The organism is Zestosphaera sp. (assembly GCA_038843015.1).
In the GTDB taxonomy this organism is placed as follows: Archaea; Thermoproteota; Thermoprotei_A; order Sulfolobales; family NBVN01; genus Zestomicrobium.
This window is the reverse complement of record JAWBSH010000011.1, coordinates 1-14,264: the sequence shown is the minus strand read 5'-3', so window position 1 is coordinate 14,264 and position 14,264 is coordinate 1. Positions and strand designations below refer to the sequence as shown.

Sequence of the window (14,264 nt, the reverse complement as noted above, 5' to 3'; positions counted from 1 at the left end):
CTGTGAAGTCATATCCCTGAGCCCCGCTCTACACGGGGTAGGGGTAAAGCGCCTGAGACCGGGTGCAGAGCTAAACCCGCTTTCGATGGGGATGTAGCTCTAAACCTCCCCGGAATCCTCACACTTCAGAGCGGGGAGGAGGTCAGAGCAAGTCTAGGTAGCGTGTACATCAAGCAAGCACAAATATAGCTACTGTAAGGACCTACTCACACGAAATGATGAGTGGTGTCCTGCCTGAGCGGTGATTGAAGGACCACAAGCTGATTAATTCTCCTAATTTTACCGCAAGCTACTAACTCACGACTACACGAGAATTAAGGACTCTCATCCTCGGGCGCGGTATCGATGTGTTTAAGAAAGTCTATAAATCCTCCTAAATCCTCCTCAGTGTAGAGTATACTTCTCCTACTTACTCTCCTAACACCCTCACCAGAGAGTATTGAGAGGGCTTTAGTAACAACATCTTTTCTCCTCCCCCTACTCCTAGGATTCCCTAACAACTGAGTAACTATGTTTTTCTCAACTAACATCTCAGCGATCGGGCATGCGTCAACGCATATCCTACAACCTGAACACTTTGAAGAATCTACTTGAGGTCTCCCATCAACTATCTTAATAGCGTCGCGGGGACACCAATTAACACAACTTAAGCAATTAACGCATTTAAGCCACCTAACACCAAGCTTTATAGTAGTGATTACTTCCTCGAACGCATCACTCGATACAGCATTTATGAGCCCGTTTGAGTTTATTTGTAAGATGCCGTTAACCGACTTAATCTCTAGTAGTTCGTTAGTTAGTGAGTATTTATATCCTAGAACTCTCCACTGACTCAAAAGAGAATCTAGCGGTAGCCTAGGAGTAATCTTAACAGAAACTTCCTCACTATTTTTCTTCAGTAGTGTTGCCTCAAATCCCGACCTCCTAATGAATTCTGAGACCCATGAAGTAGCAGTAATGCCCGCCCACTTCTCAACCCTTCTCCTCCCTTGAGCTTCGGGGTTATGCCACCTCCATAAATGTTTTGAGACATAATACTCAGGTAGTCCACGTTCAGCGACCCACGTCCTGAGAAATTCTTCCCACCTACACCATAAATCCGGGTACTTCTTTTTTATTTCATGGTATTCTGCGACGTTAGCTGCCGGACACAAATAACAACCAAGTCTCTCAAACCCCTCAAAATAGAGTGGGTTAACAGGCAGTTTATTGACGTGTATATACGACCACACACTTATCTGGTCCCATTCTTGTATGGGGGACATAGACAATACTCCGGGTAGCCACCTATTCCTCCACACACTGCCTGAAAGAGACCTATCAATAGATTCAAAAGCTCTCTGCCCAACAATAGACAAGACACTTCCTCGAAAACTGCTTTTATACGCTCTAGATATAGGAACTAGCTTCACTACCTTACAACACCACCTATAGTCTTTCCCGGGAGGACCGAATACTCTTACGGCTTCCCAGAACTTATTACCTGCGTCCGCGTTAATCAGCTTCAAGCCGTAAGCTTCACTAACTTCCCTGACGTTCCTGAGAGTCTCAGGAAGTTCTAAACCAGTATCATTAAATAACATCGTAGGTTCTATACCAGCTTTAAGAACTAAGTGAAGAGCTACTAACGAATCTTTACCACCAGAATAAGAGACAACTATAGGCAGCCCAGTCTTTCTAGACATTATAGCGACGTTCTTCACTCCCTTCGAGATTCTCGTTCTAAGCCAGAAGTCATTACTCTTTATTAAGTCCTCAAAGGTAGTTCTCTTCCTTATAGGTTCTTCAGGTTCTCCCTTAAACAGAGTCTGCACTCTAAACTTACCTTTCCTAGCCACCGCTAGCGCTACTGGATAGCCAGACTTATCTACTATGACTGCTTGCTCACCATCTCTTCCCTCATCACCTACAGGCTCTAGAGGCTTAGGCCTGTCTACAACGAACTTCTTAACTAATCCTTCATTAAGTGCTAGTAGGGAGCTATACTTACTTAACCTCCATCTCCAGCACATCAAATCAGGGTCAAAGTGGAGTCTACCTACAACAACCCCGCCAACTATGATTTCTCTCATATCATCTACGTGAGGAACCTTATTCAAGAAGAATAAACTCGACTCTAAATCAAGAAGACTAACTAACTTAGCAGTGCCGAACTCGTTAACAATCCCTTCCTCAATTATCTTCAGGTCACCATAGAAACCAGGTCTTATGTCACCAGGCTCTCCTACACGTAATTCCCTTCCAGCAGCCCCACACTTACTGCAAATCTGGTCTCTGATAGGCACATTACAGTTACTACACCAGTAGAGCTTAAGCCTCACACCCCATCTTCTCGTCAAGACGTTACCCCCGCTGAAGCTCTCACACATAACTACGGCATTCAAGGAGTTAACTGGTGTCGAGACTCGTAAAACTCAAGACACTTACTCTTAACCCACTCTAGTAGAGCGTCTACACCAATTCCCTTAAGAGCGCTTATTTTGTATGGCTCGCTATCGTAAACTTTCTTAATCAGCTTCGAGACTTCTGATATTCTCTCCTCCGAAGTTTCGTCGATTTTATTTACGACTACTAAGAGAGGCTTGTCGCTAAACATCGCCTTAATCATCTGGAGCAAGTCTATCTGCTGACCTATAGTGTAGTAACTAGACTCTCTTGGGTCAACCAAGTATATTATTACGTCAGCAAGGAACTTAATAGCTACTAAAGCTCTCTTCTCTATCTCGTTGAGTTCTGAGATAGGCCTATCAAGTATTCCTGGAGTGTCAAAAACTTGTATTCTCATGTGGTCTAGCTGAAGGTGACCAGAAATTATGTTTTTTGTTGTGAAGGGAAACGGAGATACTTCCGGTTTTGATGTCGAGATTCTGCCAACTAGCGTTGACTTACCTACCTGAGGCATCCCAGAAACAACGACTTTAAGACTAGCGAAGTCGATGCAAGGTAATTTCTTCAACTCATTAACGGCTACCTCAAGTTTCTTTAAGTCTTTATTAAGTCTTCTAATAATAGATAAAGACCTACCAATAAACTCTCTTAAGTCTTTCTTGGCTTCCTCACTAGTTAGGGCGAGCTTTACTCGGATCCTATAATACTTCCACAACTTCCTCACAACTTTCTTGAAGCCTCTCAACCTGAGATAGAGTGACTTATAGTCTGTTATTCCTGAAATAGCTAAGAGTTCAGCGTAGAAGGGGTTTAACGTGTTTGGGTCTGGCAGAGTGTTTAAGACTTCGAAAACTTTATTGAGCGCCTCGTACGTCTTATCTAGCTTAACTAAATATCTCATCACGTTCCTCCTCTTAACTTTCTTAGCTAGAGTGACGGGTTCTGAGTATATACTCATTAGTACTTCTCTGACCTCAGCGTAGTTCCACACTCTAACACTCTTTAAAGCATTACTCAAACATTCTTTCTCCACAGAACCTCACCTAACCTCCTAATCTCTACTATCCTATGAAGAGGTATGATAGTATCTCCCAAGACTAACCTATCCTTCATTAACTTAGTAACCTCACTAACTCTAATTTCTTTTAGAGAGTTACTAGCCTTCCTATCTAAGACTACTATAACGTAGTCTCCTAGCTCTTCAGCCGGTACAGTGTGAATTATCTTCTTAATCAACTCATAGTTTTCTAGTTTCTTAATCGCGTGCACCTCACACCATAAACATTTACTCCTTATACACGGTATTAAACCTTTATATTATGTGTTTAACTCAATTAATTAGGTGTTTGTATGTCGTACGAGAGGATAGGGACTGGCGCCACAGCAGTCGGTATCAAGACTAGAGAGGGTGTAGTACTGGCTGCCGAGAAGAGAGTATCTTACGGCGGGTTTGTTATGAGTAGAGGCGGTAAGAAAGTATTCGCTATTAAAGACAGGTTTGGCTTAGCGTTTGCGGGCCTATTTTCTGATATACAAACACTGAATAGGACCATGAACGTATTAATACATTCTTACGAGCTAGAGAATGGAAGACCAATAAGTGTTCACTCAGCAGCCAGGCTACTGTCAATCATTTTATACCAGAATAAGTGGCTACCCTTCATATCTGAAGTAATCTTCGGAGGAGTTGACGAGACTGGCACACACCTATACGTGATGGACATGCTCGGATCACTAATAGAGGACGTGTACGCGGCTATAGGCTCTGGAGCACCGATAGCTATAGGCATCATAGAATCTAAGTATAGGGAGGGGATTTCCCTAGAAGAAGCTGCGCAGATAGCCGTAGAAGCTGTTTCCGCAGCTATAAAGAGAGACGCTCTCTCAGGAGACGGTGTAGACGTAGTATTGATAAGACCTGGGGGAGTAACTGAGAAGTTCGTGAGTCTCACAACATGAGGAATAAGTTCTTATGCTTCTTTTCGACCACTACAGAGCGTCAGCAATACAGAAGAAACTCTCTGAGTTAGTTGATACCTCGTACGAGCCTGACAGGATAGACACGATAGTAGGGCTAGACTTATCGTATGTCGGCGATATAGGGATAGCTATAGCAACATTGCATAAGTATCCAGATATGAGTCTAGTGAAGTATTCTGTGGCTTCCGACGAAGTTCACATCCCTTACGTGCCCGGACTACTAGCTTTCAGAGAAGCGCCTCTAATGTTTGTTGCTTATGAACTGCTAGACATAGACCCAGACTTAATTCTAGTTAACGGACATGGCATAACGCATCCCAGGTCTTTCGGCATAGCTTCACATGTGGGCGTGGTTCTCGACAAGCCGACTATAGGCGTTGCTAAGAGAATCCTTTCAGGAAGAGAGGTAGTAATTAATGGAGAGAAGTACCTAGAAAATAATGGAGTGTTAGGAGCTTACGTGTTTGTGAGAGGCACATCTAAAACATACTTGAGTATAGGTCATAAAGTGAGTCTGAAATTCATAGTTGAGGTCACGCCAAAACTATTTAAAGACCACGAATTACCGGAACCAATATATACCGCTGACAAGATCTCTAAGCAGGTGAGGAGTAAGATTGCACGTAGTACTCGAAGGTAAGGTAATAACTGGTTTAGGAGTTGGAGCTAAGTACGTCTCTATGCCGCCTTACAACATAATTCTGACAGAGTTGATAGATGAGGAGCCATATCCAGGAACCCTCAACATAGAAATAAACAAAACTTACGAGGAGTTAATTAGAGAGTGCACTCCCTCAATGATAAGAAGCCTCATAGTTGACGGGACTGAGAGAGGAGGCTTCTACTACTGGTTTGGCAAGATCCCCGAACTCTCGGATGAGTGGGTTTTAGTGATTAGACCGTACTTAAGTAAACACAAGCCAAACATCATAGAGGTAATTTCAGGGCACAACCTAAGAAAGAAACTCTCTCTAGAAGATGGAAAGCTAGTAAGTATTAAGATATTCTGCGCTGACTTCATACCTATTTAAACTCACAGCTATTTCTCTACCTCCTTCAAGAGATCAAGTGCTGATACGAACCAGAGAATTTTACTACTTCTTCTATTAACTAGAGAACTATAACGAGGCCTAGGAATTAGTTATATCAGCTCTTTTCTTCTAGTCTCGCAGACTTTCTTTCTAGGATTTCAGAGAGGATACTCCAGCATTTATTTAAGAATGTGGGAGTTAACGAAGACTTCCACACTGAAAACACTTTTCACACTAAAAAGATATGAGTCTCGTGAAGTAATAGGTTATGATTTCTAAACATGATATGCTGACCTCACACAACACTTCCACTGACTTAACGCTCATATAGAGCTCTTAATAAAACTCGTTTTACTCACGTATTAATGTTTTTTAACTTTGATTACATTATATATATTGTGGATCAGCATGCCTGTAGCTATAGTTCTCATAAATACTGAGATAGGGTCTGAAGCTGACGTATTAAACGCTCTCGCTAATATCGAGGGAGTTAAAGAAATTTACGAAGTTTACGGCATGTATGATGTCGTAGTCAAGATAGAAGCTCCTACACACGAAGCTTTAAGAGACTTAATAATAAACAAGATTAGAAAGATTCCTCAAGTACGAGGAACTACTACTATGATAGTAGTAGAGCAAAGGATAATCTCGTAAGAACAAGTAGTTAATGTTTTTGTCTTCTTCATAAGTTTTAATACTACACCTTATTAGTAGTTAGAGATGCTTCAGTTACCGCTTTTGGAGGGCTAGCTTCCACGACTTTATGATGATAGTTACGTGAGCAGGAAGACTAAGTATATTAGTGTGTTAACGACTGTTACAAAAAGACCTATTTTAAAGAATTCTATGAAAGTTATTGAGGTCTTCATTTTAGTTTCTAACGTCTCTAACACGATTATGTTAGAGGCAGCGCCCAATATAGTTAGGTTGCCGGCTATAGTTGACATAGCAGCTAGGGCTAACCATATATTAACGTCTGCTGGCCCATAACCAACATTTTTCAAGAAAGTTATGAAGAGCTTCACGAACGGAACATTGCTGAGTACTTGACTCAAGAGCAGTGAAGCTACTGTCACTGATAACACGCTTTCCACACTCCCGAGTTTGCCAGACATTAAGAAAGTCAGGATTGGTTGCAGGACCCCACTCCTCCATACTCCCTCCATAGTTACGAACATTGTTATGAAGAAGACTATAGTCCCCCAATCAACGCTTGCGAGCACTTTCCTAGGGTTCCTGGAGAGAAGGTATGTGCCGGCCGCTACTATGAAAGGTATGAAGCCTCTGTGAGTTACGTGAGGTAAGCTTAAGAGTTCTAGCAAGTCATTCGCTACCAGACTTGCCACTGTTGCGAGTAGTCCGGCTCCTGCGAGTAAGGCGTCTCGCTTATCTGTGATGAGTTCGTAAGGTATCAAGCTTATTTTGACTGGCTCATTCTTGATTTTAAAAATCTTTATTAAAATTAACGGCAACACAATTAAGTTAATGAGTGTCGGTATTGTGAGTTCCTTAATGAATATTATGAATGGTGCTGGGATACCGCTCTGTATAGCTACTAAGACGTTCTGCGGGTTCCCTATAGGCGTCATTACGGAACCTATAGTTAGTGAGTATGCTAGGAGCAAAAACATGAATTTAGGGTCTAGGCCGGCAGCTCTAGAGATTACGTAAGCTATGGGAGGACCCATGAGAGCTACTGTGTCGTTTACTGCGAAAGCCGATAAGAAGCCGAAGAGAAGTGAGGAAGCGTAGATTAGTGAGTGTTTATTCTTAAACTTACTCACGTACCAAGCAGAGATGGCTGAGAGGAGTCCGGAAGATTCTGAGAGACTTACTAAGCTGAACATGCCAATCAAAAATAGTATGACGTCTATATCTATGACTAAGCCTACCTCATCGAAACTAACTAGCCCCGTAATAACTGTTATGAAGGCTGAGAAAGCCATGAGACTCCATACCGGTACGTGGGTTTTCCTGCTCCTCACAATTAATGAAGTAACTAAGTACACTACTATTCCTAAACCTACCCACTCACTACGCACTACGTCTTCGTACAGCATGGGTTGCTACCTAACTGTTAAGAAGGGGTGAGGTAATAAAGACTTTACAATCCGAAAGCTTTGCCCTTTAGGGCTGGGAGGAGGTCAGAGATAGGGTTAATTTTTACTACGTAATACACGTATTCTTTGGGGCTCTCTCGTGCCGGAGGTTTTCGTAGGTACTAGTGGGTGGGTTTATGACTGGAACTTAGGCGGGACTCTAGACTGGTATGTCAAGTTCTCAGGTCTTAACGCAGTAGAGCTCAACGCAAGTTTTTATAGGTTTCCTTACAGGAATCAAGTCTTGGGCTGGTCTCGGAGAGGCAGTAGTCTCAGGTGGTCTGTTAAAGTCTACAGAGGCATAACTCACGCGGGCAAAATGAGTGAGAGAACTTTAGAAACTTGGTTTAGGTTTCATGAATTATTTAAGTTGCTGGAAGAAAACATAGACTTCTACTTATTCCAGCTACCGCCTAACTTCACTTGTCGAGAAGAGTTGCTGAGTAGAGTTGAAGTATTCTACGATGAAACAAGACTTAAGCAGAGGTTTGCTGTCGAGTTCAGGCATCCCTCATGTTTTACTGAGAGGGTAGCTGAGTGGGGGCGTAACTTAAGACTAACACTAGTTTCTATAGACTCACCAGAGACTTCATGGATTGTCAGAACTAACACTAACGTGTACTTAAGACTACACGGGCGTGGAGAGTGGTACGCCTACGAATACAGCTACGACGAGCTAAAAGAACTAGCTGAGAAGATACTCAACCTATACCCAGAGAAAATCTACGTATTCTTCAACAACAATCACTGGATGCTTGAGAACGCTAGAGTCATGTTAAATATACTTAAGTCTCTCTAACGCGAGTTCTCTACTAAGAAACTCTTAGATACTCACACAAATTTATTTGTGGTTAGCGTATATAAGTTGGTGTGTTTGTAGTGGTTAGTAAGGTCCTCATGATAGTTGGTCCGGAGTTTGAGGATATTGAGGTTCTGTATCCTTACTATAGACTCGTTGAGGAAGGTTTTGAGGTTGTTGTTGCGGCACCTAGTGAGGGCAGGGTTGAGGGTAAGCACGGCTATGTAGTGAATGCAGTACCTCTGAGTAAAGTGAATCCTGAAGAATACATAGCTCTAGTAATTCCTGGCGGTAGAGGCCCTGAGAGAATTAGGGTATTAGCAAGAGAAGAAGCAGTCAAGATAGTGAGGCACTTCGTAGAGTCTGGAAAGCCTGTCGCGGCAATATGTCACGGACCCCAACTACTAATATCAGCAGGCGTCGTCAAGAAACTAAAACTAACTAGCTACGCAGGAATAGCCGATGACATCAGAGTATCAGGTGGTGAATGGGTTGACCAACCGGTAGTCGTAGACAGAAACATAGTAACAGCTAGAACACCACCAGACCTACCATATTGGATGAAAGAATTCATTAAACTGATTAAACATGCTAAAAGCTAAAGCATGCTTCATTACCTGACTTATACGGTATCAAACTTTTATTTAAAGTTTATTAACCTTTAATAAGGTTATTCATGGGTGACACTCGTATTGTCTGAAACTGTATATATCTTCAGTTTGTTACAGACTCTCGGTTGTCTGACCCCAGTTATAGTAGCAACGATTATACTACGTAAGTTGAAAAAGGTGAATAGAAATGAATTCTGAAACAATAATCTACACTATCATAGCCTACTTCATAATATACGGGGCGGTAGGCCTACTTGCAGCTAGGAAGATCAAGACTCTAGAAGATTATGCAGTGGCAGGACATAAAATGGGCTTAATAGCGCTAACTGGCACATACTTCGCGACGTTTATAAGCGCTCTCTCGTTTCTGGGCGGTATTGGTGGCATATACAGAGTAGGTATCACTAACGTCGTATACCCCATCATGTGGGCTACTGGAAGCGCGATAGGTCCTATAATAGCCTATAAATTCAGGAGAGTGGCTTTAATCACCCCGGCAGAATACTTTGAAAAAAGATTTGGAAGTAGGAGCTTACGCATACTTATAGCCTCAATAACGTGTGTGGCACTCATACCGTTCTTCATAATTCAATTAAATGCATTAGGCGCCGTTTACACGCTAGCTACTGGTAGAAGTTTCAGTGAGGGCGTCATAATAGGTGGTATAATCGTAGCTCTCTACACAGTCTTAGGAGGCATAGTAGCAGTTGCTTGGACAGACGTTATTCAGGGATTTGTGCTTACCGCAGGCGCTATAGTGGGTGGCATAACAGTCTTACAGTTATGTGGCGGATTAGACACCATAATCACTAATGCTGCCACAATATCCACACCTCCTGAAGTAGGTTTATCACCAACACCTCCAGGAGCTTTAGTAACCGTAGCATCCTTCTTAACACTACCTTGGTTCATAGCTCAGTGGTTCACTCAGGCTCCAGGCACTGGAGCTCACCCACAATATCTGCAAAGAATTCAAGCTGCTAAAGATATTAAGCTCTCGCTACGTATGTACGTGTATTCTTGGTTAGCATTGACTGTCATATACTTCTTCTTCGTAGTAATAGGTCTAGGAGGTAGGGTCTTAGTACCTACGATGCCCGAAGGATATAAGTCTGACTGGATATTCCCTTACCTCATGGTTAACTATACACACCCGATCATTGCCGGCGCTGTTCTCGCCGGCATAATAGCGGCTGCGGCTTCAACTTTAGACACACAAATACACTTAGCTTCAGTATCGTTATCTATAGATGTCGTAAGAAACTTAATGAGAGGAATTTCAGAGAAGAGCGCTCTTCTAATATCTAGGGCAGTAACAGCGATCTTAGTTGCCGCAGCCATATACTACTCAATATATCCCGCGGCAGAGATACTAGCTTTAGGCGGGTATACACTGGGTCTCATGGGCGTGCTTTACTTCGCTCCAGTGTTGCTCGGCCTCTACTGGAAAAGAACCACGGCACTCGGCGTAGCAGTAGGCACGATAGCGGGAGTCTTAGTATTCATAGCATGGCAGACTTTATGGGGCTTTAGCATTTATGGTCTCCCACCAGTCGGCATGGGCGTCATAACCAGCTTCGTTTTAACGGTGATAGTATCGCTGCTAACTAAACCACCCTCAGAGGAACTCATTAAGCCCTACTTCTGAGGAGGGATAAACTATAAAAGAAGCTTACGGCGGGTTGGCTGGAAAGACTGCCTTTATAGACCTATCTAAGAAGAAAGTTAAGTTAGAAGACTCAAGAAATTACGTCCGCCTAATCGGCGGACGAGGTACTGGGGCGTATCTATTATTTCATTTTTTAGAACCAAAAATTAAGCCGTTTGACCCAGCTAATATAGTAGTAATCTCACCCGGTCGCTTAGTAGGCACTGCATGCCCCGAAGCAAATAGGACGAACGTATCGTCAAAAAGCCCCATTACAGAAGGAATAGGGTACTCCAACGTCGGCGGGTTCTTCGGCTATAGACTAAAGTGTGCTGGAATAGATAATCTAATCATATACGGTGAATCTGAAAAACCTGCCTACCTATTAATCACGAAGGACACCATAGAGATAAGAGACGCCCCATATTTATGGGGCTTAACTACTACGGAGACCTTAAGATATTTAAGGAAAGAACTAGGGAGCGACATTAGTGTCATGACTATAGGTCCGGCCGGGGAGAACCTAGTATTTGCGTCAGCCATCATAGTAGATGAAGGAAACGCCGCTGGTGGTTGCGGCATAGCCAGCGTTCTAGGCTCTAAGAAGCTGAAGGCTATAAGCGCTTACGGTGATGAGGAAATTCAGGTAGCTCACCCAGAGGTCTTCAGTAAGTTGAGAGAGGAAATAATTGGCAGGATAGAAAAATCTAGCTTTGCAAAAACTCACAAGAATCTTGGTTCTTTCGGCAGGGTGTTACCTAGATTCCAGAAACTCTCAATGCTTCCTGTCAGAAACTATGAAGATGATGTATGGGATGAAGATAAGCTGAATAAGCTACTTGACGCTTTGAAATATCGAGTAGATATGAAGGGATGTCCTCTCTGCCATATGCCTTGCATGAACGTTCTAGAGATACATGAAGGTAAGCATACTGGCACTAGATGTGTAGGGCTCCAGGCTAATGCAGGATATGGATTCGGTCCTAGATTCGATATAGATGACCCTTCAGTAATTATCAAGGCTAACGCCTTATGTAATGAGTTAGGACTCGACATAGATAATGCGGCGACGATCATCTCATGGATTTTCGAACTTTATAACAAGGGATTAATAAGCAGAGAGGAGGTTGATGGTTTAGAACTTACGTGGGGTTGTGGAGACGCTCTTCTTGAGATGCTTAGGAAGCTTGCTTACAGGGAAGGTATTGGAGACATATTAGCAATGGGGTTTAAACAAGCAACCCTATTAATAGATAGGGGCTCAGGCTATTACGCCATGCAGGTTAAGAATCAAGGAATAATAGATTCCGTCAGGACAGCCGTAGCATGGGGGTTCGGTCACTTCACATCAATTAGAGGCGCTAGACACCTAGACGGATCACCAACAACTGAAGCCAGAGACTACACGCCAGATCAGTCTCTTAAGCTATTTGGAGTAGCGACAGCATCTCTTCAAACAGTTTACGAGGGAAAGGCTAGATTAGTCTTCTGGTTTGAGAATTTTAAAGCGGTAACAGACGCGTTAGGCATATGCTACTTCGCAACCTATTGGGGTAATGCATTAGAGCTATTAGGGCCTGACGACTACGCGAAGCTTTACTACGCTGTGACAGGCGAGGAAATCACGTCGTCTGAGCTACTCTTAATTGGAAGAAAAATCCGAGAATATGAGAAGGCATTCAACACCATCCACGCTAACTTCACAAGGACTGACGACATGCCACCGCCTAGAGTTTTCGTAGAGGAAGTGAAAAGTGGTAAGTTAAAGGGTCTAAAGATAGATAGAAAGAAGTATGACGAGATGCTTAGTGAGTATTATAATCTACATGGGTGGGATGAGAATACAGGCTTACAAAAAAGAGAAACGTTACTGGAGCTTGGATTACAAGACATAGTGAGTAAGCTTGAAAAGTATGGGAAACTCAAATAATTGGTTTGCTTTTATTCAGAGAAATTACTAAGGTGTGTTTTTGATGTTGAGAAGAATTCAGGGCATATCCTACACTTCATGGGGTCTATTATTGGCTGTAGTTTGTGGTGTAGCCCACATAAGTACTTCTTACTCATAGCTAGCAGAGATATCTCTAGGAGTCTTGCTTCTATGGTTAGCCAGTCTAGGTCTCGCGCGATCAAGTCTCTAGCCAGTTTCGAGAGCTCTCTGTCTAAGTCTGGGAATCTAGTTAAGTCTATCGCAGTACCCCTCTCGCTGCTCAGGTACCTCGATACTGCTGACGGAGTTATTTTGAGTTTTCTAGCTATTTCTACTTCACTCATTCTTAGCTCTTTATTCATTATTTCTGCGAGTCTTTTCTTGAGTGAGGGGACCAGGTACCTATACCCTAACTCAAAAACTGACGACATCTAGAGCACCACTAATTTCTTCATAACCTCATCAGGGTTCTTAACTACCTCAGTAAGGTCTTCAACTATTTCTAGCGTGCCTAAATACTCTCCACTCTCGCTCCTAACAGCTACTACGAGAACCCTAATTATTCTATCACCTTGCTTAGTCCAGTACTCTCTGTACTCCTCACCTTTCTTCAGTCTCTCAACGTTAACTCTAACCATGCCTTCAAGTCTTGGTGGGTGACAGTAGAGTAGTCTACGCCCTAATATTGTCTTAGTCCTCACGAATCCTCTAGACAGCTTGCTCTCAGTAAAGAATTTCACTCTATCGTTCATGTCGGCATACGTTAATTCTAGAGGTAGTGACTTGAGAATACCTTCTAATTCTTTCTTACTCAGGAAACCAGTACTTAACTCTATGTCGCTACCCACCCTCACGTCGTAAGTGTCTGCTTCAAGCTTCTTGAGAGCTAGTTCTCTAAACTCAGGAGGTAGAGCATCAACTTGCTCCTTAGTTACTTCAGGAACTATCTCGTAAGGCATTACGGGGCGCGCGCTAGGCTTCCACTCCTTAGTTACTGGTACTAAGTAACCCATCTCCTCGCTAATCTCGCCTATAGCTGCCCACTCACCCTCAGTTAAGAGAACCCATACGGCAGGGAACAATATCTTATTCTCCCTGAAGACTAACTCACTAACCTCTCTAGACAACTCTAAAGCTTTACTAGCTACTTCACTAACTAACTCGCTCTTCACGCGAGCCTCCTCAACAAGCTTCTTAAGCTCCCTCACCTTCTGAAGCACCTGATCCTCACGACCCCACAAAACCCTCGGCACTGCTATAATCCCCCTCTTCTCTAAGTACGGGAAGACCAACATCTGTATCTTCCTGTAGTGTAGTCTCAAGTTCCTCAAGTTCTCCACGACTCCTGCTAACTGATTAAGTATCCTCACGAGATCCTCGCCAGTAGTCTTGAGGGTAGCACCCGCATAAACCCCTAACAACTCACTCCACTTAAGAATCAACTCATTCTCTCTGAGTAAGAGGTCTAGTGGGTGTCCTTCAGGAACCCCCTTCAGCTCCCTAGAGATTAAGTACTTCCTGAAGAGCTGAACGTGCAGGTCACAAAGTTTAAGAATATCGTCGACTCTAAAACCCTCCTTAATTAATTGTTGCTCTATAAGCACTACCTCGAAAGGAGACACTTGCTTAAGAACCTCACTAAACTCTCTACTTAGTTCTTCAGGCTTAACACCCTCGTGAAGCTTCTTAAGCAAACTCTTAACGAGCTCTATTTTTCTTTCTTCAATATTTGACACGTGTCACACCAAAAAGAGAATGTTTTCAGAGTTTATAAGCTT

14 protein-coding genes are annotated in these 14,264 nt (G+C 42.9%); 8 read left to right on the top strand and 6 right to left on the bottom strand.

The genetic code is table 11. From position 1 onward, the window contains the following. Positions 1-314: 314 nt before the first annotated feature. The 3 genes from QXL29_07280 to QXL29_07270 are packed head-to-tail and all read right to left on the bottom strand — an operon-like array spanning position 315 to position 3,657. Complete coding sequence (locus QXL29_07280) at positions 315-2,384, bottom strand: phosphoadenosine phosphosulfate reductase family protein (protein MEM2284395.1); 2,070 nt, start codon at positions 2,382-2,384, stop codon at positions 315-317. After that, positions 2,381-3,421: a GTPase gene (locus tag QXL29_07275; GenBank protein MEM2284394.1), complete on the bottom strand. Its 1,041-nt coding sequence runs from the start codon at positions 3,419-3,421 to the stop codon at positions 2,381-2,383. Before QXL29_07275 ends, QXL29_07280 begins: the two co-directional genes overlap by 4 nt. After that, the gene (locus QXL29_07270; GenBank protein MEM2284393.1) at positions 3,403-3,657 is read right to left on the bottom strand and encodes an RNA repair domain-containing protein; all 255 of its coding nucleotides are present in this window, start codon (positions 3,655-3,657) and stop codon (positions 3,403-3,405) included. Before QXL29_07270 ends, QXL29_07275 begins: the two co-directional genes overlap by 19 nt. A gap of 81 nt (positions 3,658-3,738) precedes the next feature. Between QXL29_07270 and psmB the strand changes: the two genes are divergently transcribed. From psmB to QXL29_07250, 4 genes are all read left to right on the top strand, one after another. After that, complete coding sequence (gene psmB / locus QXL29_07265; GenBank protein ID MEM2284392.1) at positions 3,739-4,347, top strand: archaeal proteasome endopeptidase complex subunit beta; 609 nt, start codon at positions 3,739-3,741, stop codon at positions 4,345-4,347. 13 nt (positions 4,348-4,360) lie between these two features. After that, complete coding sequence (locus tag QXL29_07260) at positions 4,361-5,008, top strand: endonuclease V (GenBank protein MEM2284391.1); 648 nt, start codon at positions 4,361-4,363, stop codon at positions 5,006-5,008. After that, complete coding sequence (locus QXL29_07255; protein ID MEM2284390.1) at positions 4,986-5,399, top strand: DUF120 domain-containing protein; 414 nt, start codon at positions 4,986-4,988, stop codon at positions 5,397-5,399. Before QXL29_07260 ends, QXL29_07255 begins: the two co-directional genes overlap by 23 nt. A gap of 396 nt (positions 5,400-5,795) precedes the next feature. Then, the gene (locus QXL29_07250; GenBank protein MEM2284389.1) at positions 5,796-6,053 is read left to right on the top strand and encodes an Lrp/AsnC ligand binding domain-containing protein; all 258 of its coding nucleotides are present in this window, start codon (positions 5,796-5,798) and stop codon (positions 6,051-6,053) included. A gap of 119 nt (positions 6,054-6,172) precedes the next feature. Here QXL29_07250 and QXL29_07245 read toward each other — a convergent pair whose 3' ends face one another. After that, positions 6,173-7,459, bottom strand: a complete 1,287-nt coding sequence (locus tag QXL29_07245) for an SLC13 family permease (GenBank protein MEM2284388.1) — start codon at positions 7,457-7,459, stop codon at positions 6,173-6,175. Positions 7,460-7,598: 139 nt separating this feature from the next. Between QXL29_07245 and QXL29_07240 the strand changes: the two genes are divergently transcribed. The 4 genes from QXL29_07240 to QXL29_07225 all read left to right on the top strand — a co-directional run bounded on the left by QXL29_07240 (position 7,599) and on the right by QXL29_07225 (position 12,486). Then, positions 7,599-8,297 (top strand): DUF72 domain-containing protein, encoded by a 699-nt coding sequence (locus QXL29_07240; GenBank protein ID MEM2284387.1) that lies wholly within the window; start codon positions 7,599-7,601, stop codon positions 8,295-8,297. An 80-nt stretch (positions 8,298-8,377) separates the two neighbouring features. After that, the gene (locus QXL29_07235; GenBank protein ID MEM2284386.1) at positions 8,378-8,899 is read left to right on the top strand and encodes a type 1 glutamine amidotransferase domain-containing protein; all 522 of its coding nucleotides are present in this window, start codon (positions 8,378-8,380) and stop codon (positions 8,897-8,899) included. A 196-nt stretch (positions 8,900-9,095) separates the two neighbouring features. Further along, the gene (locus tag QXL29_07230) at positions 9,096-10,556 is read left to right on the top strand and encodes a sodium:solute symporter family protein (protein MEM2284385.1); all 1,461 of its coding nucleotides are present in this window, start codon (positions 9,096-9,098) and stop codon (positions 10,554-10,556) included. A 34-nt stretch (positions 10,557-10,590) separates the two neighbouring features. Next, on the top strand, positions 10,591-12,486 hold the full coding sequence (locus tag QXL29_07225; protein ID MEM2284384.1) for an aldehyde ferredoxin oxidoreductase family protein: 1,896 nt from the start codon (positions 10,591-10,593) through the stop codon (positions 12,484-12,486). An 11-nt stretch (positions 12,487-12,497) separates the two neighbouring features. Here QXL29_07225 and QXL29_07220 read toward each other — a convergent pair whose 3' ends face one another. After that, on the bottom strand, positions 12,498-12,917 hold the full coding sequence (locus QXL29_07220) for a transcriptional regulator (protein MEM2284383.1): 420 nt from the start codon (positions 12,915-12,917) through the stop codon (positions 12,498-12,500). Further along, on the bottom strand, positions 12,918-14,222 hold the full coding sequence (locus QXL29_07215; GenBank protein ID MEM2284382.1) for a DUF438 domain-containing protein: 1,305 nt from the start codon (positions 14,220-14,222) through the stop codon (positions 12,918-12,920). Positions 14,223-14,264 lie beyond the last annotated feature (42 nt).